This window comes from Pyxidicoccus sp. M15, from assembly GCF_056858435.1.
Genome location: NZ_CM166495.1, coordinates 11,125,376 through 11,144,602, shown reverse-complemented (window position 1 = coordinate 11,144,602; position 19,227 = coordinate 11,125,376). Strand labels below are relative to the sequence as shown.

At 67.5% G+C, this 19,227-nt stretch carries 15 protein-coding genes; 6 read left to right on the top strand and 9 right to left on the bottom strand.

Annotated elements, in window-relative coordinates; all coding sequences use genetic code 11:
- Positions 1 to 3: 3 nt before the first annotated feature.
- The 3 genes from ACX9TP_RS41145 to ACX9TP_RS41135 all read right to left on the bottom strand — a co-directional run bounded on the left by ACX9TP_RS41145 (position 4) and on the right by ACX9TP_RS41135 (position 5,699).
- Positions 4 to 4,461, bottom strand: a complete 4,458-nt coding sequence (locus ACX9TP_RS41145; protein ID WP_482976150.1) for an RHS repeat-associated core domain-containing protein — start codon at positions 4,459 to 4,461, stop codon at positions 4 to 6.
- Between the two features lie 30 nt (positions 4,462 to 4,491).
- On the bottom strand, positions 4,492 to 5,028 hold the full coding sequence (locus ACX9TP_RS41140; RefSeq protein WP_482976149.1) for a hypothetical protein: 537 nt from the start codon (positions 5,026 to 5,028) through the stop codon (positions 4,492 to 4,494).
- Between the two features lie 233 nt (positions 5,029 to 5,261).
- Positions 5,262 to 5,699, bottom strand: a complete 438-nt coding sequence (locus ACX9TP_RS41135; protein ID WP_482976148.1) for a DUF3293 domain-containing protein — start codon at positions 5,697 to 5,699, stop codon at positions 5,262 to 5,264.
- 154 nt (positions 5,700 to 5,853) lie between these two features.
- Here ACX9TP_RS41135 and ACX9TP_RS41130 point away from each other — a divergent pair, with 154 nt between their 5' ends.
- On the top strand, positions 5,854 to 6,636 hold the full coding sequence (locus ACX9TP_RS41130; protein WP_482976147.1) for a hypothetical protein: 783 nt from the start codon (positions 5,854 to 5,856) through the stop codon (positions 6,634 to 6,636).
- Positions 6,637 to 6,653: 17 nt separating this feature from the next.
- Here the strand turns inward: ACX9TP_RS41130 and ACX9TP_RS41125 are convergent, their stop codons facing one another.
- Positions 6,654 to 8,084, bottom strand: coding sequence for a M48 family metalloprotease (locus tag ACX9TP_RS41125; protein WP_482976146.1), 1,431 nt, complete (start codon positions 8,082 to 8,084; stop codon positions 6,654 to 6,656).
- 196 nt (positions 8,085 to 8,280) lie between these two features.
- On the opposite strand from ACX9TP_RS41125, the gene ACX9TP_RS41120 reads away from it, so the two are divergent.
- Positions 8,281 to 8,904, top strand: coding sequence for a hypothetical protein (locus ACX9TP_RS41120; protein ID WP_482976145.1), 624 nt, complete (start codon positions 8,281 to 8,283; stop codon positions 8,902 to 8,904).
- Between the two features lie 283 nt (positions 8,905 to 9,187).
- The gene (locus ACX9TP_RS41115; RefSeq protein WP_482976144.1) at positions 9,188 to 10,750 is read left to right on the top strand and encodes an HNH endonuclease family protein; all 1,563 of its coding nucleotides are present in this window, start codon (positions 9,188 to 9,190) and stop codon (positions 10,748 to 10,750) included.
- A 166-nt stretch (positions 10,751 to 10,916) separates the two neighbouring features.
- Here the strand turns inward: ACX9TP_RS41115 and ACX9TP_RS41110 are convergent, their stop codons facing one another.
- Positions 10,917 to 11,417 (bottom strand): ester cyclase, encoded by a 501-nt coding sequence (locus ACX9TP_RS41110; RefSeq protein WP_482976143.1) that lies wholly within the window; start codon positions 11,415 to 11,417, stop codon positions 10,917 to 10,919.
- Positions 11,418 to 11,639: 222 nt separating this feature from the next.
- Here ACX9TP_RS41110 and ACX9TP_RS41105 point away from each other — a divergent pair, with 222 nt between their 5' ends.
- Positions 11,640 to 12,728: an AAA family ATPase gene (locus tag ACX9TP_RS41105; protein ID WP_482976142.1), complete on the top strand. Its 1,089-nt coding sequence runs from the start codon at positions 11,640 to 11,642 to the stop codon at positions 12,726 to 12,728.
- Positions 12,725 to 13,423 (top strand): DUF4276 family protein, encoded by a 699-nt coding sequence (locus ACX9TP_RS41100; protein WP_482976141.1) that lies wholly within the window; start codon positions 12,725 to 12,727, stop codon positions 13,421 to 13,423. The genes ACX9TP_RS41105 and ACX9TP_RS41100 overlap by 4 nt, the downstream gene beginning before the upstream one ends.
- 16 nt (positions 13,424 to 13,439) lie before the next feature.
- Here ACX9TP_RS41100 and ACX9TP_RS41095 read toward each other — a convergent pair whose 3' ends face one another.
- Positions 13,440 to 15,461 carry an acyl-CoA dehydrogenase family protein gene (locus ACX9TP_RS41095; RefSeq protein ID WP_482976140.1) on the bottom strand — a complete coding sequence of 674 codons (2,022 nt, stop codon included), beginning with the start codon at positions 15,459 to 15,461 and terminating at the stop codon, positions 13,440 to 13,442.
- Positions 15,462 to 15,921: 460 nt separating this feature from the next.
- Here ACX9TP_RS41095 and ACX9TP_RS41090 point away from each other — a divergent pair, with 460 nt between their 5' ends.
- Entirely contained in the window at positions 15,922 to 17,205 is a 1,284-nt protein-coding gene (locus ACX9TP_RS41090; protein ID WP_482976139.1) for a phospholipase D-like domain-containing protein, read from the top strand.
- 26 nt (positions 17,206 to 17,231) lie between these two features.
- Here ACX9TP_RS41090 and ACX9TP_RS41085 read toward each other — a convergent pair whose 3' ends face one another.
- The 3 genes from ACX9TP_RS41085 to ACX9TP_RS41075 all read right to left on the bottom strand — a co-directional run bounded on the left by ACX9TP_RS41085 (position 17,232) and on the right by ACX9TP_RS41075 (position 18,849).
- Entirely contained in the window at positions 17,232 to 17,978 is a 747-nt protein-coding gene (locus ACX9TP_RS41085) for an endonuclease III domain-containing protein (protein WP_482976138.1), read from the bottom strand.
- A gap of 19 nt (positions 17,979 to 17,997) precedes the next feature.
- Positions 17,998 to 18,216, bottom strand: coding sequence for a hypothetical protein (locus ACX9TP_RS41080; RefSeq protein ID WP_482976137.1), 219 nt, complete (start codon positions 18,214 to 18,216; stop codon positions 17,998 to 18,000).
- 120 nt (positions 18,217 to 18,336) lie between these two features.
- Entirely contained in the window at positions 18,337 to 18,849 is a 513-nt protein-coding gene (locus ACX9TP_RS41075) for a GNAT family N-acetyltransferase (RefSeq protein WP_482976136.1), read from the bottom strand.
- Positions 18,850 to 19,227: the final 378 nt, after the last annotated feature.

Genomic DNA, 19,227 nt, shown 5'->3' with positions numbered 1-19,227 from the left:
TCGCTACGGTACCAGGAACTGGTTGAGCTTGGCGGCGGTGTCCCCCAGGAAGACCAACTCCTGGGCGTAGCTGCTCGTTCCCTGCAGTTGGTCGAGCCTCGATTGCACGTTGCTGGCACGCTGCATCTCCATCAGCCAGCGGGTGGGAACCTCGAAGCGGTACACCTGGCCTCCGTACTGGTTCGCGTACTGCGTCGCATGGGAGAGGTCCGGGGTCGTGGAGAACTTGCCCGGCCCGACGACGCCATTGACGAGCTTTCCTCCATGGAAGAGGGTCGTCTTCGCGAGGTCCCTGCCCTTGTCGGAACCCGCGCCGCCTCCGAAGAGGGCCGCGAACATCATTCCCCCGCCGTAGACGACCTCGCCCGTGGTGGCCGTGGCGCTCCCCGCGAGGACATAGGCGCTGGAGGCCCCGAGCGTGGCGCCAATCGCGCCGCCCACCAGTGCTCCCTTCGTCACCGCGGCCCAGTCCACCCCGCGCCCCGGCTCGTAGGTGCTGATGGCGGCCCAGCCCGCTCCGATGATGGCCCCACCCGCGGCGGTGACCACGAGAAAGGGCACGCGGCCGCTCGGGTCCGTGTACCCATACGGGTTGTTGAAGACATAGGCGTAGCCATTCGAGCCCTGGGGATTGCTCGCCTCGGGCCAGGCCGTATCGCGGCTGACGAAGCGGCCCAGGGTGGGGGCATACAGGCGCGCGCCGTAGTCATAGAAGCCCGTGTCCGCATCCAGGACGCGGCCGTTGTAGTGGCGGGGGATGGCGGCGTCGGTGGCCGTCCAGCGCTCGCCCCAGGGCTGGTAGTCGAGCCGGGCCACCACGCTGCCCGTGGCGTCCGTGCGCGCCAGGACGCTGCCGGTGAGGTCCGTGTGCAGCCACTGTCGCTCGGCGCAGGGGGGCGCCGAGGCCCCGAGGCACCCTTCCACCGCGACGAGCCGGTCCGCGACGTAGAGGTAGTCCCGCAGCCGCTCCCCCGTGGGCAGCGTCTCCGAGATGAGGCGGCCGGACGCGTCGTAGTGGTACAGCGTCGAGCCGCTGGTGGCTGTCTTCTTCACCCGGTTGCCGCGGCCGTCATACAGGTAGGTCGCGCCATCCGACGTCGAGGCGACCTGGCCCGCGCTGTTCCAGGAGAGCGTGAGCGCGGCGGGCACGTGGGGCCCCGTCGCGGAGGCCAGCCGGTTCTTCGTGTCGTAGGTGTACGTCGTCGTGAAGCTGCCGACGGAGGCCAGGGTGCGGTTGCCGAGCTCGTCGTAGCTGTAGGTCGCGGTGCCCCAGAGCGAGGGGGCCGTCGACACCTCGAGCCGGTTGAGCTTGTCGTACTGCATGCTCCGGCTGGAGCCGGGCACCGCCGCGTTGTCGAGGGACGTGACGTTGTTCACCCCGTCATAGCCGTAGTCCAGCTCGACGACGCCCGCCGTGGTCAGCGTGTCGACACGGCCTCTCGCGTCGAAGGTGACGCTGGTCGCCCTGGCATTGCCATGGGTCATCGCCTTGATGCGGTCCGCCGGGTGGTACGTGACGTTGCTGGCGATGGTGCTCGCTCCCACGGAGACGCGCGTGACACGGTTCGAGGTGTCACACGTCATCGTCAGCGTCGTCCCGGTGGGGTACGTCATCGACGTGAGGCAGCCGGCGCGGTTGTACACATAGGAGGTCGTGTAGCTGCGCCCCTCGTACGTCCAGGTCTGCGTCTCGAGCCGGTTCAGCTCGTCGTAGTCGTAGACGAACGTGCCACCGTTGGTGCTCGCGAGCCGGGTGAGGTTGTGGTCGTCGTCGTACTCCATCGCCACGTTCTCGGCGGAGCCCGTCCCGTACGACACGCCGCGGAGCCGGCTCAGCGGGTCGTTGTAGGTGTACGTCGCGACGACGCCCCGGGCATCCGTGCGGGTGCCCACCTGGCCGAGGCCATTGTGTCCGGCCAGGGTGATGGTTCCCGTCTCGGCGGTGGTCTCGCTCGTCTGGTACTGCCGGGTCGAGTCGTAGGTGAAGGAGCGGTTGCCCCTGGCCACGGGGGCGGTGAAGGTCTTGAGCTTGCCGTGGGTGGAGTAGGCGTACTCCCACTTCTTGTCGTTCCCGTCGGTGACTTCCCGCAGCCGCTGCTCACCGGGGTCTCCGAAAGAGATGAAGCAGTGCTTCCGGGTGAGGGTGTTGCCCGAGGCGCGCTGCTCGTGGGTCGTCGCGCAGTTCTGGGAATAGACGGTGGTGACGGTGCAGGCGCCCGCGACGTCGCAGGTGTTCGTGGCCGGGCGGTATCCCCGGGTCAGCGTGGTGACGCGTCCCAGCCCGTCGAACTCGAACCGCTCCCCCGTCTCGTTGATGGAGCTGTCATGCGGGTAGGACTTGAACGAGGTCCGCCCCATCGTGTCGTAGCGGAGCGTGGACACCTTGCCGGTGGAGTCCGTCACCGAGGTGGTGCGCCCCAGGCCGTCGACGTTCGTGGTCTGCACGAAGCTGCCCCGCGTCAGGGTGCTCGAGGAGCCGTTGGTCGCGTAGGTGTAGGTCGTGGGCTCGTTGTCGCCTGGAGGGGTGATGCTCGTGGGGCGGCCAATCTTGTCGTAGGTGTAGTCGGTGACGTCGCCCCGGCCATTCGTCTCGCTCTTCAGGCGGCCTTCCCACCAGGCGGTGCGCGTGAGGGTGAAGGCGTTGTTGAAGTTGGCGGAGGTGGCAATCCCGTATCCCGCGGCGTAGCCGCTGAGCGTGAGCTTCTGGCCGAGGGGGTTGGTCACCGTGTTCAGGTTCCCATCGGAGAAGTAGTCGAACGTCGTCGTCAGCCCCGCGAGCGTCTCGGTGTCCCTGGCGAAGCCCGGCTCGTTGTACGTCCAGCTGTTGGCGACGCAGTCGGTGCCGATGCAGACCCGCTGGGTGAGGGGACGGCCGTGGACGAGGTTGAGCGTCTTCCCGCTCGCGTCCTGGAGCGCGTAGAAGAACGTCAGCGTGGTGGTGCGGGTCTGCTGGCCAGTCTCGGTGACAGTCTTCGCCTGGCCATAGGCGTCGAAGTTGGAGTAGCCGGTGGTGTACGTCACCCCATCCCGCGTCACCGTCCGCTGCGTCATGACGGGCGACGTGACGGTGTTGTCCCAGACCAGGTACGGCCCGCAGTTGGTGGAGTAGGCGGGGGCGCTGTAGACGGCGTTGGAGAGCGTGTTGCCGGCGCTCCAGGTGAACTTCTCGACCTCGGCCCCGTCGGCTCGGGAGATTTCCGAGGGCAGGCCCACCATCCACGTGCTTCCGGCGGCGTTCTTCCCCGCGACGAAGCCGAAGCCGTGGAGCTTGTGGAGGTCCTTCTTGCCGTCCGGCCGGGTGATGGTGGTCGTATGCAGGGCCGTGCCCGAGGCCGGTGAGACGTAGGCGTAGCTCCAGGTGGCCGGGGTGACGCCGCGGCCCCCCACGGTGCGCCCGGTGACGACCGAGAAGGGGACGCTCTCGCGGCCGGTGAAGAAGGTCGCGTTGCCGTACGTGTAGGTGGTGGTTCCCCCCGCCGGCAGGGTGACGGACGTCAGGGCGTACTGATTCTGGACCAGGGTGTTCTGATATCCGTACGTGTAGAGGTAGGACGGCCCGCTGGGCGGCGTCACCTCCGTCAGGAAGCGGCGCTTGCCCGGCAGGGGCAGCCTTCCCGTTCCTCCCGTGTTGGCCCCCGTGTAGGCGGTGTAGCTGTACTGGTAGACATTGGCGTTGGCGGTGATGGAGGCCAGCCGCTTGCCATCCACGTCCGTGGTGTAGCTGAACGTGACGGTGCGGTTGTAGGTGTCGGTGATGCTGCTGACCGCGCCACTCTGGTCCGCGACGTAGGCCACGCTGATGCGGTTGTTGAAGGAGTCGACGATGCCGGAGGCGGGCCAGACCGGCGTCGTCCCGATGAAGAACTGGTTCGTGGAGGCGTTGGAGAACTCGAGGCGGATGCCGGTGCTCGTCCAGACGCAGGCCCCGTTCCCCGACAGCGCGGCGCAGCCCTTCTCCATGCGCCAGGAGTCCTTGGAGAAGAAGAGGGTGTTGCTCCCCGGCGCCGGGTAGAAGACGTGCGAGGTGCCGTCCGGCGCCTCATAAATCGGAAAGTCTCCGCTGCACGTGCCGGACTGTCCGGAGGCATTGGGATTGCGCAGCCGGCCCATGTGCAGGCTCCAGCCGTAGCCGAGGACGGTGCGCTCCTTCTCGGCGAGCAGGGGCTCCATGTCCAGCGCGTCGGAGCGTCCCCAGAGCTTGCTGCTGTAGGAGCGCACGATGCGCAAATCCAGCCCGGCCTTCCCGGGCAGGACGAGGTCCGTCTGGATGAGCCGCAGCGTGCCCGTGAAGGGGTCCACCGTCTCGCCGGGCAGCTCGTGGACGAAGACCTTGTTCCGGGTCTCCGTATGACGGAAGAACGGGTCGAAGACGTCTCCCGCCGCGTGTCCTTGATTCGTTGCCGCGAGCACTCCGAAAAGGAGCACGCCGACGGCCAGGGTCGTTCGATGAAGTCGAAGCATGTCTGTCAATCCGGGTTCGGCCCTGGTGCTTCAGGGCGAGGCGTTGTTGGTCGTGGCGGTCAGGTTGCCCGCGTCGTCGTAGAGGAACGTCGTCACGCGCGGGCACTGCGGCCCGGTGCCCCGGTTGAATCTGCTCGGGTACTGGAGGTTGGCCCGGCAGTAATAGAAGACGAGGACCCCGTCGAAGTCGTCGTAGAAGTCGAAGGTGTAGCGGATGTCAGCGCGGAAGGGGGCGCTGCCGTAGTTCTGGTTCAGCCACGCCTCTGTCTGCTGGTCACACGGCGGATGGTCGTAGCAGTAGCCCGGCGTGGAGTAGTCGCACCACTGGTATTGGAATGCCGGCTTCTGGGGGAGGGAAGTCCATTCCGCCACGCCGAAGTCACGGTGCTCGCAATATCCATACGTGTTGCAGCCGGGGGTACTGGGAGCGCAGGTGCTCTGGGCGAAGTGCGTCTGATTGGCTCCGGGGCCACCCTGGGGGAGGCCCGAATCGCTGTCGTGGATGGTCGTCGCCGTGAAGATTGCCGCCAGGAACAGCAGGGCTGCTCCCCAGGTGAGGTAATCCATACGACTGGCGCGAGCAGGGGAAGGGGGCCCTGCTGGAGTGGGGGTGGGGCGTCCTCGGGAAAAGAATGTCAATCGCGTAGCCTCCAGGCCGCCGGTGGGGTGAACCGACGGGTATCCTGGATACGAACGCGCGGAGGCTCCTGGTTGGACGAAAGCCGATAAGGCGTTGCTTGTGAATTTCCCGTGCCAATGCAGTCGAGTTGCAAATGGCTGGGCGTGACGGAAATGTTGCTTCAGCCGCCGCAGAAGCGCAGCCCGGCGGGAGTGTCCACGCGGCCCACCAGCACGGCCACCTGTCCGTAGGCGCGGCCCAGGCGCTCGGCCTCCGCGCGAGGCAGGCCTGGGACGAAGAGGCTGTCCTCGGACCAGCTCTCGTCCTCCGCCACGCCGATGGCATCCACCACCCGCCAGCCTCCCGCCGCCAGCTCCGACTTCAACTGCTGCTGGGCGCGGTCGTTCTCATCCTTGTCCCGCGGGCGCGAGCCCGGGTTCCAGGCCGTCAGGAAGGCCCACTCGCGGTGGCCGTGCGCAACGAGCGCGGCGTCAACCTCGGGGTGGAGGGCATCCACTCGCAGCACCCACTCCCTTCCTCCCGTGAGGACGTGGGGACGGACGACGTAGCGCGTGGCCCGGTAGGCCTCTTCCAGTCGCTTCCGCTCGGCGTCGTTCATGCGCGGTCTGCCTCTCGCCTCATCGTGCGGTCTCCGGCGACCACCGGGGGGCGAAGCCTGCTTCTGTTAAATGCCGTGAATATTGGAACCCCCCCGACGTCCGAAGGGCCTGCCACGTTCCATTGCGGAACGTTCTGGTTCGAGGGGAAAGCAAATGATGCGTCGAGTCGTCGCGGGTGCCGCGCTGTTCATGGCGTTTGGAACGGGCTGTGTCTCTGTCAGCCAGGTGCAGACGGCAGACACGCTGGGTTCGGGCAAGTTCCAGTTCGGCATCGAGCCCGGCGTGGGCGGCGCGGCCGTCATCAGCGACGACGTCGGCGGCGGCAGCATCTACTACCCGCACGTCGACCTGTCCGCGCGCTATGGCGTGTCCGACAGCGTGGACCTGGGCGTCCGCTTCGGCTCGTCCCTGGTGGAGCTGCAGAGCAAGTTCCTGCTGACCGACCCGCAGGACCCGGGCAAGGCCATCTCCCTGGCGCCCTCCGTGTCGGGCGTGTTCCTGGGCTCGTCGGAAGGTGACGACAGCAGCATCAGCTACGTCAACGTGTCCCTGCCGCTGCTGGTGGGCTTCAAGACGAGCGGCGGCTCGGAGTTCGTGCTCGGGCCCCGCGTCACCGGCACCCGCCTGTCCGGCAACGCGCTGGATGAGGGCGCCGCCGTCAACATCCTCAGCGTGGGCGCCTCGGTGGGCTACGCGCTGCGCGTCACCGAGGGCTTCCGCCTGATGCCCGAAGTGGGCGTGTCCGTGCCCGTGCTGGGTGAGGTGAACACCTCGGATTCGGACTCCGAGGTGGCCTCCGGCTTCGGCGGCGGCTTCGTGCAGTTCAAGCTCGGCTTCCTGTTCGGCGGCGGCCGCCCCATCAACCGCAACGCCGACATCGACGTCGAGGACATCGACCACGGCGGCGACGACGCCAAGGACGGCTACGAGGACTGAGGTTGCCGCCCGCGCGCTCACGGTGAGGGCTTCACGCCTCCCGTGACGCGCTTCACCGTCTGGCCCGCGGGCAGCGTGTCCCCGGGCTGGACGCCGTTGATGAGTGCCACCTCCTCCACCGGAATGGTGGAGGGGTGCTTCTGGTGGAACTCGCGCACCGTCATGGGCGCCTGGAGCTTCACCAGCTCGATTCGGGCCGGCTGCACGGCCAGCGCGGCGGCGTCCGTCAGCTCGCCGAAGCTGGTGAAGGTGGCGCGGAAGGCGTCGTCGTACGCCGGGAGCTGCTCCGCCGTCGTGTAGCCGAGCAGCTGCAGCGTGGCGCCCGCGTGTGTGAAGAAAGCGGTGACACCGCGCACGACGCCCTGCTCCGTCTGTGCCTGGAAGTACACCGAGCCCTGCGGGTAGCCCGTGGCGGGCGTGTCCGCCACCTGGACGCCCTGCTGCGTGACGAAGGTCTTCAGCGCGTCCTGGGGCGGCACGCTGCCCGCCGACGCCAGGCCGAGGAGGGCGTCCTCCTTCGGGCTGATGGCGAGCACCGCCTGCATCTGGTTCACCGTCTTCCAGCCCTGCGGGAAGGTGAGCTGGAAGCGCAGGCCCGGGTGGAGGAAGCGGCTGCCCTGGAAGAAGCCCTGGCGCGGGTCCTCTCCGTAGGCCATGCCCTGGAGCATGGCGAGGTACTCCTCGCGCCCCTGCTTCAGGCGGGCGACGTCCACGTTGGCCTGCTCGGCGCGCGCGCGCGCCGTCTTCACGCGCTCTCCCGGGTCGGGGTGCGAGGACAGCCAGGAGGGCAGGCCGCCGCCCGCGGACTCCCCCACGCGGCCCAGGGTGACGAAGACGTTGGCCGCCTCGCGCACGTCGTAGCCGGCCTCCAGCATGTAGCGGAAGCCCAGCTCGTCGGACTGGCGCTCGTCGTCGCGGCCGTACTTGAGGAACAGGAGCTGGAGGCCCGCCGCGGCCAGCCCGCCATACTTCGCGATGTCCTCACTGAGGACGCTGCCCACCACGAGGCCGACCTGCGCGAGCTGCGCCTGGGACAGCTGCTCCACCGAGTGCCGCGCGGTGATGTGGCCGATTTCGTGCCCCAGCACCGACGCCAGCTCCGCCTCCGAGTTGAGGTGGCTGAGCAGGCCGCGGGTGACGAAGACGGGGCCACCCGGCAGCGCGAAGGCGTTCACCACCGGGTCGTCCGCCACCTGCACCGTCCACGGCAACTCCGGCCGCTCCGAGCGGCGCGCCATGGGCAGGCCCACCGCCGCCACGTACTCCTGCACCTTCGGCGAGTCGAGCAGGCCGATGGACTGCTTCACCTCCATCGCGCCCTGCTTGCCGAGGGCCACCTCCTCGTCCTGGGACACGAGGGACAGCATGCGCTTGCCGGTGGCGGGGTTGCGCACACAGGCGGTGAGCGAGAGCAGCAGCAGGGACAGCACCCGGAGACGTAGGGCCATGAGACCTCCTGAAAGGGGGGTGTCCCGGGAAGGCCGGGCCCGGGAGCGGGGTTCGACTTAGGGCAGAGGGGCCCGGAGGACCACGGGCGGTGCGGATGGGGTGTCACTGCCGGACAGAAGGGCGCGCGGACGGGGCCGTCTTCCGTTACGTTCAGCCCTTCCCGGCGCACGGGTTTCACGGGCAGGAGGCTCTCGGATGGACACGCTCGAGGCACGGATGGAGCGGCTGGAGCGCCGCTGCCGGTGGTGGCAGGGGCTGACGTTCGCCGCGCTCGCGCTGGGCGGGCTGGGGCTGGGCGCGGCGGCGCTGAGGGACACGGCGGTGCCGTCCGGAGAGCTGGTGGCGTCGCGGCTGGTGCTCACCGACGCGCGCGGGCGCACGCGGGCCACCCTGGGCACCGACGAGGCCGGCAACGCGGCCCTGGTGCTGCGCGACGGCGCGGGCAAGCCTCGCGCGCTGCTGGGCGTGGGCGAGGACGGCTCGCCGAAGCTGCGCTTCTCCACCGCGGCCGGCGAGTCGCTGGCGGAGCTCACCGTGTACTCCGACGAGGCGCCGCGCCTGACGCTGTCCAAGCCCGGCGGCGCGGACCTGTTCTCCGTGGGGCTCCAGGTGGACGGCTCGTCGCGGCTGGAATTGGCGGATGCCAACGGGCGGCCGCGCGCGATTCTGGGCGCGGACGAGCACGGCGCGCCCAACCTGCTGCTGGTGGACCGGCGCGGTCAGGCGCGCGTGGCGCTGCGGGTGAGCGCCGCCGACGCGGCCAGCCTGGTGGTGGAAGGGCGCGACGGCGAGGTGTTCCGCGCGCCCGGCGTGCAGTGACGTTTCAGCAGGCCTTCACTGTGAAACTCAAGGATAAGTCACCCTCATTCCCTGGTGCCCAATGAATAAAGAGACCAACGCACTCGGCCAGTTCTGCTCGATCGCATAGTCTCTCTAGATTTCAGTCCACCGTGCAGGTTGCGGTTGGATTCTGAAGTGCATTCACAAGGCTTTGGCGGACCTCCTCATTTTCCAGTTAAATGGAATAGGCGCCGAGTTGACGGATGTGCCCGAGCCAACGCTAAGATTCAGTTCTCATCGCAGTAATGTGTCGAGGAATTCGATGCCATCGAAGGTCAATCTGGATGCATTGATTAGGCGTGAGGATTTTGAAGTGACGAGTGACCAGCAGCCGGCGCTGGCTATTCAGACACTTCAGGTTCGCGACCTTGAGAGTACGGCCTTTTTCTATCCTGCTCTGCGAAAGCCCGACTTTCAGCGAGAGACTGCGGAATGGACGCCCAATCGAATCTGCGAGCTTGTGACGAGCTTTGTTGATGGCGATCTCATTCCGGCAATAATTCTCTGGCGATCGGGAGCGTATACGTTTGTGATTGATGGTGCGCATCGCCTGAGCGCGCTTATTGCTTGGGTTCAGGATGACTATGGGGATGGTCCGCGCTCCAAGGAATTCTTCGGGGAAAACTTACCTAGTGAGCAGGTTCGGGCGGCGAGAGAAACTCGGGACCTTATTAACGAGAAAATCGGCTCCTACGCTCAGTTCCGCAGTGCCGCGCAGTCGCCGACGGCTGCTAATTCCGACCTTGCACATCGTGCCTTACGGCTTGGCGCCCTTGCCGTCCAACTTCAATGGGTGACAGGGAGTGCTTCAAAGGCAGAGGATTCATTTTTCAGAATCAATCAGTCTGCGGCTCAGATTAATAAGACGGAGTTGATGATTATTAAAGCCCGAAGGCAGCCGCAGGCGATTGCTGCTCGCGCTATTATTCGGGCGGGTACAGGGCATAAATATTGGTCTGCGTTTTCGGCGGTAAGGCAGGCAGAGGTTGAGGCGCTGGCTGGTGACGTTTATAGGTCGTTGTTTCTTCCAGAGGTAAAGAGTCCGATCAAAACGCTTGAGTTGCCAATGGCTGGAAAGGGGTACTCATCCGAGACCCTGTCGTTGGTTGTTGATTTCGTTAAGCTTGCTCAGGGGGACGCGAGTCATGAAGAGGCAGTTGATGACAAGGACGGTGCTGCGACCGTTGCTTGCTTGACTAAGTGTCGCGATGTTGCGCGGCGGATATCTGGAACTGATTCCCGTTCTCTGTCGCTGCACCCGGCGGTGTATTTTTATGCAAGATCGGGAAGGTATCAGCCACCTGCGTTTCTTGCGGTTGTTAGCATGATTCTTGAGCTTGAACGCGAAGGGACCGCAGGATTCAGGCGGTTTATCAAGCTGCGCCGCCCCTTTGAGGATGTTCTAGTCGCACATAAAGGCCTGATTAATCAGTTGGTTAAGAAGCATGGCGCAGGCCTTCGTTCGCATGCGCGTATTGCGGATTTCTTTAAGTCCGCGTTCGTTGCTATTGAATCTGGCGCTCAAAATCCGCGCGCCGTCGTTGAGAAGATTCGTGCAACTGATCCCCGATTCTCTTTTCTCGAAGTCGATGAGTCCGGCGGGGATGACGAAGGAGTGAGTTCCAGTTTCTCCAATGCGTCTAAGTCGGCCGTGTTTCTCCGCCAAGCGCTTGAATCTTCACTGTACTGTGGTATATGCAAAGCACATGTGATGGGATCGACTGCTGCGATTGATCATATTCAACGGAAGGCAGATGGTGGGGCTGGGGTGCCTGAGAATGGTCAGTTGGCGCATCCGTTCTGCAATTCTGTGATTAAGCAGTAGGGCCGGCGAAGAGGTTCGGGCCCCACGGAAGTCGAGAGCAATTCGGTTGGATGCCGCGGTGCTGTGTCCGCAGGTCGCCAAGGCTGAGGAGAGGCTTTCGAAGCGCAGAGCCCCTGCGGGCACGTATGAGGCCGTGTGACACTCGCCAATACCGATAGGGAGGTCATCACGGCTTCGGAGGCACCACCTTGTAGCCGCGCTGAAGGAGGGGGGAGAGCTGATCCGAGATGTCCCAGGCCTCCACCACTTTGCCGTCGCGCATGCGGTACAGCGACTGCCCGTTGAGCAGGAGCGGCTTCGGCTTGCCGGTTTCGTCCAGATTCTTCGGGTCCGAGCCCAGGGCCTTCCAGTGCACCGCTACCAGGTCGCCTTCCGCGACGAGGTGGAGGATGTCGAACTTGAGGTCGGGGAACTGCTGGAAGTGGGCCTCGGCCTGCTGGCGCATGAGGGCCGGGCCCACGACGTTCGGAGGTGTGCCCGGTGAGTGGTCCACGAAGTCCTGGGCGATGAACTCGGGGATGCGGTCCAGCTTGCGGAGGTTGTAGAGTTCCTCGGTGAGCAGCCGCGCGCGCTCCTTGTTCTGAACTTCTAATGCGGCGGCGCGCTCCACGGGAGACAGGGTGGCGCAGCCGGACAGCCATCCCAGGGCACAGAGCCACAGCGTCACATGTCGAGTCATGGGGACAGGGAGTCTGCCCGGGCCACCGCAAGCCCGTCAGCGCCCCGGCCCCGCAATCGTTCACCTCATAGCGCCCATGGGGGGAAGGGGCGGGGGCGTTGTTGGATCCTCTGCACACCCTGGTTCGTGAGCCAGTCCCTTCCCGACTGGGGGCCGGTGCGATAAGCGGGACTCTTGCCGCACTGCATCGACTCCGGGAGCGAGTCCGTCATGGCCAAACTCGAGAAGCTGACCATCAAGGGCTTCAAGTCGATCCGGTCGCTGGAGGGGCTGGAGCTTCGTCAGCTCAACGTGCTCATCGGCGCGAACAGCGCGGGCAAGAGCAACTTCATCGCGTTCTTCCGGCTCTTGAATGAGCTGATCGAGGGACGGCTGCAGCTCCATGTGGCCCAGCGCGGGGGGCCGGACGCGTTGCTGCACTACGGGCGACGAATGACTCCCGAACTCAAGGCCGAACTTTTTTTTGGACAGAACGGCTACATCTTCAGCCTCACTCCTACAGTAGATAATCGGCTGATCTTCTCTGACGAGTCGTTCTGGTTCTCCGATGGTAGGGAGACGTCTACCAGGGGGATCGTATCCGGACATACAGAAAGCCTCGCGCAAGAGGCCAGGGATCTGATGTCTGAGAGGTTCTCCTCTGGGGTTCCGAACGTCCACGCGTGGCGCGTCTACCACTTCCACGACACGAGCGACGCGGCGAACGTCAAGCGGGTAGGGGCCCTCAACGACAACCACTTCTTGCGCGCGGACGCGGGCAATCTGGCAGCCTTCCTCTATCGATTGCAGGTGCAGCACCGGGCTGAGTACGAGCGCATCCGCGACGCGGTCAGGCAGGTGATGCCCTCCTTTGACGACTTCCTGCTGCGCCCCTCGCCGCTCGCCCCCAACTCCATCGAGCTGGAGTGGCGGGAGCAGGGCTCCGACTTTCCATTCCTGGCGCATCAGCTCTCGGACGGGACGCTGCGGTTCATCTGCCTTGCGACGCTGCTGCTCCAGCCCGAGCTGCCGTCCACCATCCTCATCGACGAGCCGGAGCTGGGCCTTCATCCCTACGCCATCAATGTCCTGGCTTCCCTGCTGCGAAGCGCTTCGACCCGGACCCAGCTCATCCTCGCGACCCAGTCCGTCACCCTCATCGACCTGCTGGAATTGGAGGACCTCATCGTCGTGGAGCGGCACGGCGGGCAGTCGACGTTCAAGCGGCTCTCCTCCTCGGAGTTCGCGCAGTGGATGGAGGAGTACAGCCTGGGCGAGCTGTGGATGAAGAACGTCCTGGGCGGGAGGCCCTCCCGGTGATTCGGCTGAACATCATCGTCGAGGGACAGACCGAGGAGACCTTCGTGCGGGACCTGCTCGCTCCCCACCTGGGTGAGCATCAGGTCTTCACAGTGGCTCGTTGTGTCGAGACAGGGCGCCGCAAGCAGCGCATCTACCGGGGCGGGCTGCTCAGCTATGCCAAGGCCCGGCAGGACATCCAGCGCTGGCTGTCACAGGACCCGCAGGCGCTCGTCTCCACCATGTTCGACTACTACGCCCTGCCGGATGATTTCCCGCAGCCAGCCGTGCCTCGGGGCGGCACCCCCATCCTGGAATGGGTAGCGAGGCTGGAGGCGGCCCTGGCCGCAGATATAGGAGGGGGCTCCCGCTTCGTGCCGTACATCCAGGCCCACGAGTTCGAGGCGCTCCTCTTCAGTGACGTGGAGGCGACGAGCCAAATCCTCGGTGCCACCCCCGCGCAGCTCCAGCAGCTTCAGATGATTCGCGGGGACTTCGAGACACCCGAGCACATCAACGACTCACGGGAGACCGCTCCGTCCAAGCGGCTCATCCAGCTCTTCCCCGCGTACGACAAGACCTTCTTCGGTCCGGCGGCGGTGAGCCGGATTGGCCTGACCGCCGTCCGGCGTGAATGCTCTCACTTCGCAGACTGGCTCACGCGCCTGGAGCGCCTGTCCGCACAGCCCGAGGGGGGCGAAGCCACCGGAGGGTAGACCCCGGCGGCTCCGTTCATGGCGCCAGCCGGCCCAGGCCGATGGGCGCGGCGAGGCTGGTGTCCGGAATCCCAAACGCGTCCACCAGGGCCACCGCGTCCGGCCGCACCTCCGCGCACAGCCGCTCCACCTCCTTGCGGATGGCCTTCGCCTTCGAGCCCTCCAGCAGCCCGTGCTCCAGGAACCAGCCGCTGGCCGACTCCAGGCACGACAGGCCATACAAGTCACACATCCGACCCAGCACCGTCTTCAGCCCCGGCTCCTGCACCGCCGCCACGCCCTTGAGGAACTGCTCCAGCACCAGCCGCTCCACGTGCGCGTGCGCCAGCGCGAGCAGGTGCTCCTGGCACTGGTTGAAGGCCTCGAACGCCTCCACCCCCGCGCCCAGCCGCTTGCGCAGCCGCCGCGAGACGGAGGCCAGCAGGTCCTCCTCCCGGTAGCGCAGCACGCGCAGCTGGAAGTCGCCGTCGCGCAGGTGCTCGGTGTCCGTGCGGCGCGTCGAGAAGGGGTTGCGCTCCACCACCCCCGCCGCCCGGTCCGCCAGCAGCTTCAGCACCGCGAAGACGCGGTCGTCCTCGAAGCGCTGCCGGTAGCCCGTGAGCAGGCCCTTCGCCACCAGCTGCATCAGCACCGTGTTGTCGCCCTCGAACGTCGTGAACACGTCCGTGTCCGCCTTCAGCGCCGGCACCCGGTTGGCCGTCAGGTAGCCCTGGCCGCCGCACGCCTCGCGCGCCTCCTGGAGCACCGCCGTGGTGTGCCACGAGGCGTACGCCTTGAGGCCCGCCGCCAGCGCCTCCACCTCGCGCGCGTCCTCCTCCGTGCGCTTCACGTAGCGCTCCACCAGGTACTCCAGCGCGAAGTCCAGCGCGTACGTCTTCGCCAGCGGCTTCAAGAGCCGCAGCTGGTGCGTCTGGTGGTCCAGGAGCCGCACCTCCTGCGCGCCCACCGGGCCGAACTGGCGCCGCATGTCGCCGTAGCGCACGGCGATGGTGAGGCCACTCTTGGCCGCGCTCAGCGCCGCGCACGCCACGCTCACCCGGCCCGCCACCAGCGTGCCCAGCATGGTGAAGAAGCGCTTCGAGTCCCCGGGGATGGTGCTGTGGTACTCACCCTTCGCGTCCACCTGGCCGAAGCGGTCCAGCAGGTTCTGCCGCGGGACGCGCACGTGGTCGAACCAGATGCGGCCGTTGTCCACGCCGTTGAGGCCCATCTTCTCGCCGCAGTCCTCAATCCGGATGCCCGGCAGCACCTTGCCCTGCGTGTCGCGCAGCGGCACCAGCAGCGCGTGCACGCCCAGCGCCTTGCCGCCCACTTCCAGCTGCGCGAACACCGTGGCCATGCGCCCGTGGCGCGCGGCGTTGCCAATCCACTCCTTGCGCGCGCCGTCCGAGGGCGTGTGCACGATGAACTCGCCGGCCTCCGCGTCGTAGCGGGCCGTCGTCTCCACGTCGCGCACGTTGGAGCCGTGGTGCAGCTCGCTCATGGCGAAGCAGCCGGGCAGCTCCAGCGAGGCCACCTTCGGCAGGTACTCGCGGTGGTGCCGCTCCGTGCCGAGGAAGAGGATGCTCGCGCCGAAGAGGCCGAAGTGCACGCCCGCCTTCACCACGAGGCTCAAGTCGAAGAAGGCCAGCGTCTCGAAGGCGGCGATGAAGGCGCCCAGGTCCGCGCGCGTCTCGTCCCCTTCCGGGTAGGCGATGCGGCCCAGCCCCTGGTCCGCCAGCGACTTCAGCCAGGAGAACACCCTGTCGCGGTACGCGTCCGTGTCATGCGTGTCCACGTAGCGGAAGGCCGGCGCCTCCAGCCACGCGCGCACCTTCTGGCGGGCCTCGGGGTACTTGCGGTCCAGCACCGCGCGCAGCGCCTCCGGGTCGAAGGAGGTCGTCTCCGTGGGGCCGTGGCGCGGCGGCGCGGGGGCGGCGGCGGGCACCAGGGAGCGCACGGCCTCCCTGCCGGAGATGCCCAGCGAGTCCTCCAGCAGCTTCAGCGCGCGCGCCAGCTCCGGCATGGGCGCGGGCAGCCCGTCCTTGCCTGTCGCCACCTCCGCCAGCTGCGCGCCCAGCTCCGCGAGGCTCTGCTGCCCACTATGGGACAGTTTCTCGGCGGTGCGCTGGATGTGCTCCCGCACCGCGGCGAGCTCGCCCGCGCTCGGGGGGAGGACGGGGTCCAGCCAGCGCGCCAGCACCATGTTGGAGCGCAAATCCAGCCAGGGCTGCTGCCGGGCCGCGTCGCCCAGCGCGCGCAGCTCCGCGTGGCTCAGCTCGCCGTCCGTCCAGGCGACGTACAGCATGGGCACCAGCGGCGCGAGGCGGGGAAGTGAGAGCAGCTCGTGCGCTGTCGGACGGGTGTCTTCCACCATGGTTGGCTCTCCAGGAGGCGAGGGAACGGGCGCAGTGTGGCCAGCCCGCTCCCTGGCGGCAATGGGAGAGCGTGCTCTTTCGGGGGGCAGGCGGGCGAGCGCCCGGTGGCGGGGGCAGGGAAGCATCCCCACGTTGCCGCGCATGGACGAAATGCAGGAACTGGAGGAGATGCTGCCCCAGGCCGGGGCCCACTTCCTCGACAGCGACAGGGACCGGGCCCGGCACGAGATGCAGGGGCCCTTCATGTTGCCACCGGGGCCCGCGGGGTTCTCCTTCTCGCTGTACCAGTCCGTGGGCGTGGGGCTGATTCCGGGCCACCGGCTGGAGCTGCTGGAGAACGGGACGGTCTTCGACCGCATGCTGGAGGACATCCGCGGCGCGAAGCAGAGCATCCACATCCTCGTCTACATCTGGCGGCCCTGCGAGCTGTCGGACCGCATCGTCGAGGCGCTGGTGGAGCGCGCCCGCGCGGGCGTGCAGTGCCGCGTGGTGGTGGACCCGGTGGGCAGCGAGGAGGTCAGCGGGAACAAGGACTTCGACCTCCAGGTGGAGAAGCGGCTCACCGAGGCCGGCGTGGAGGTGCACTACTACCGGCTGCTCGCGGGCAAGGTGATGGGCCGGCTCCTGGGGCGCACCCACAACAAGATTGTCGTCGTCGACGGACGCATCGGCTACACGGGCGGCTTCGGCATCTGGAAGGTGTGGGAGGGCGACGGCCTCAAGCCCGAGGAGTGGCGCGACACCAGCGTGCGCGTCGAGGGCGCCGAGGTGCGCCGCATGCAGCTGTCCTTCTCGCGCCACTGGCAGGAGTCCGGGGGCGGGCTGCTGCCGCCGAGCGCCTTCCCGGAGGTGGAGGACCAGGAGTCGGAGGGGCCGGCGAGCGCGGGCTTCGTCGACAGCGCGGGCAAGCTGGGCGTCACGGATGCCGAGCGCATGGTCCGCCTCGTCATCGCCGCCGCGCGCGAGCGGCTGTGGATTGCCAACGCGTACTTCACCCCGCCCAACGCGATTCTGGAGCAGCTCGTGGAGAAGTGCCGGCAGGGCGTGGAGATTCGCGTGCTCGGGCCCGGGCCCATCCACGACGTGCCCATCATCCGCGCGTCGCAGCGCTCCACGTACGAGCGACTGCTGGATGCGGGCGTGCGCATCTGGGAGTACCAGCCGTCGATGCTCCACTCGAAGACGATTCTGGTGGATGACTGGCTCGCGGTGGTGGGCTCCACCAACCTGGACGTGCTGTCGCTCAACAAGCTGGGAGAGGGCTCGCTGGTGATGAGCGACCCGGAGTTCGTCCGGAAGCTGGAGCGGTGCTGGGCGAAGGACTTGCGCCACTCGAAGGAAATCACCCTGGAGAACGGGGGCCGCACCAACCCGTGGCGGCGCCTGGCGCGGCGGACCACGCAGATGGTGGGGCGGGACAGGTAGGACGCGCGACGGGCCTTCGCTTCACTTCAGCGCGGGTCCGTCACGCCCACCTGGCGGCAATACTCCAGCACCGGGCACGTGGAGCACTTCGGCCGCGTGCCCGTGCACACGTGCTTGCCGAAGGGCACCAGCAGCCGGTTGATTTCCACCCAGTACGCGCGCGGCAGCTGCGTCTCCAGCGCGGCCAGCGTGGCTTCCGGCGAGCGCGCCCGCACGTAGCCCCACCGGTTCGTCACGCGGTGCACGTGGATGTCCACGCTGATGGCCTCGTGCCCGCAGGCGATGCCGAGCGCCAGGTGCGCGCACTTGGGGCCCACGCCCTTGAAGGACTGGAGCACCTGGGCGTCGCACGGCAGCGTGCCGCCGAACTCGTCGCGCGTGCGCACGGCGATGGCGTGGATTTGACGCGCCTTCGGCTCGTGGAAGGTGACGGGCTGGATGATGGCGTCAATCTCGTCGGGGGTGAGACGCGCCAGCGCCTCGGGCGTGGATGCGCGGCCCAGCAGCGCGAGCGACACCGGCAGGCTCACCTCGTCGCGCGTGCGGATGGAGAGGATGCAGGCCACGAGCTGCTCGAAGAGCGAGTCGTGCCCGTTGGCGGCGAGCGCGAACATCGCGGCGTCCGCGAAGTGGCGGACCTCCTCGCGGATGCGGCCGAGCACCTCGTCGATGTCGAAGGGGGCCTTGTCCTCGCGGGGCGGCGGCTCGGCCACCACCCCCGGGGCCGGAGTCTCCTCCGGCGCCCGGGGCTGGCGGACCGTGCGTGCACTCACCCTCGCGGGGGCGCGCCGGCTAGACGCCCTGCTGTTCCGGGTTGGGCTCATCCGAGCGCGCTTCGCCATTCTTGTTGGGACCACCGTGGGTGCCGAAGTCTCCCGCGTTGCGATTGGCGGGGTAGACGTCCGTGTCGTCGCGGCGCTCACGCCCCTGGCCCGACACGTCTCCGGAGTCCGCCTTGCGGGGCGGGTTCTCCGGCGCGTCAACTCGTCCTTTGTCCTGCTTCTTCGCCATGGTCTGCCTCCTGGTCCCCCAAAGGTGGGGACCGCGGCGGGACATGGCCCGGGCTCGCCCCCGGGCCCGCTGGTAGGGCAGGGGAGCGAGGGTCTTCTGGCGGAGAGGTGACCTGCGAGGTCAGGCGGCCGGCTTCGTCAGGTCCAGCGCGTACCAGTTGTCGCAGCCGAAGTGGCCCGTCTTCCCCATGGGCGCGCAGAGCGGCTCGAAGCCCAGGCGCCGGTAGAGCTTCTGCGCCTGCTTCATTCCCGCGAGCGTCTCCAGGTAGCAGCGAGTGAAGCCCGCCTCGCGCGCGAAGGCCAGGCAGTGGCGGAGCATGCGCTCGCCCGCACCCAGGCCCCGGGCCTCGGGGAGGAAGTACATCTTGCGCAGCTCGCAGACGCCGGGGTCTCCGCCTTCCAGCGGGGCGATGCCGGCGCCGCCGATGACGCGACCGTCGCGCTCCACCACGAAGTAGGCGTGACGGGGGCGCGAGTAGGCCGCGCTCATCGTCGACACCTCGGGGTCATGGATGGCGAAGCCGGGGCCGTCCGCGCCGAACTCCGGCATCACCGTGCGGATGATGGAGGCCACCGCCGCGTCGTCCCGGGGCTCGATGGGACGGAGGACCAGGGTTTCCGTGCTCGTGCTCATGGGGACCGCAACGTTCCACAGCCCGCGCCGGAGGGCCAGCGTCCACGTGAGGTGCGTGCCGGAGCGCGCACCCGGTGTGCACCCCGGTGCACAGGTGGCACAGGGGTGACGCACCGGCGCGGGGCGTCCCAGAGGGGGCCGGTTTCCATGGGCTTGGAATCCGGGGCATCCTGCGTGGCACGTCCGTTGTAACGAGGGGGGGACATGTATTGCCCTGACTGCCGGCAGGAACGGCTTGGCAACGCCAGACATTGCGCGCTGTGTGGCACCGCGATGGCGCTGCGTCCTCGCGACGCCGTGGAGGCCGAGCTCGCGCACGTGCACTTCCTGCTCGATGAGCTGAAGCGCTGGGATACCTCCGAGGTGCCGCGCAACGTG

What these genes read in the sequence shown, in the direction of transcription:
- ACX9TP_RS41145 (WP_482976150.1), bottom strand. Translation starts at nt 4,461, where the DNA reads ATGCTTCGACTTCATCGAACGACCCTGGCCGTCGGCGTGCTCCTTTTC.
- ACX9TP_RS41075 (WP_482976136.1), bottom strand. Translation starts at nt 18,849, where the DNA reads ATGAGCACGAGCACGGAAACCCTGGTCCTCCGTCCCATCGAGCCCCGG.
- ACX9TP_RS41140 (WP_482976149.1), bottom strand. Translation starts at nt 5,028, where the DNA reads ATGGATTACCTCACCTGGGGAGCAGCCCTGCTGTTCCTGGCGGCAATC.
- ACX9TP_RS41120 (WP_482976145.1), top strand. Translation starts at nt 8,281, where the DNA reads ATGGACACGCTCGAGGCACGGATGGAGCGGCTGGAGCGCCGCTGCCGG.
- ACX9TP_RS41090 (WP_482976139.1), top strand. Translation starts at nt 15,922, where the DNA reads ATGGACGAAATGCAGGAACTGGAGGAGATGCTGCCCCAGGCCGGGGCC.
- ACX9TP_RS41125 (WP_482976146.1), bottom strand. Translation starts at nt 8,084, where the DNA reads ATGGCCCTACGTCTCCGGGTGCTGTCCCTGCTGCTGCTCTCGCTCACC.
- ACX9TP_RS41115 (WP_482976144.1), top strand. Translation starts at nt 9,188, where the DNA reads ATGCCATCGAAGGTCAATCTGGATGCATTGATTAGGCGTGAGGATTTT.
- ACX9TP_RS41130 (WP_482976147.1), top strand. Translation starts at nt 5,854, where the DNA reads ATGATGCGTCGAGTCGTCGCGGGTGCCGCGCTGTTCATGGCGTTTGGA.
- ACX9TP_RS41135 (WP_482976148.1), bottom strand. Translation starts at nt 5,699, where the DNA reads ATGAACGACGCCGAGCGGAAGCGACTGGAAGAGGCCTACCGGGCCACG.
- ACX9TP_RS41105 (WP_482976142.1), top strand. Translation starts at nt 11,640, where the DNA reads ATGGCCAAACTCGAGAAGCTGACCATCAAGGGCTTCAAGTCGATCCGG.
- ACX9TP_RS41080 (WP_482976137.1), bottom strand. Translation starts at nt 18,216, where the DNA reads ATGGCGAAGAAGCAGGACAAAGGACGAGTTGACGCGCCGGAGAACCCG.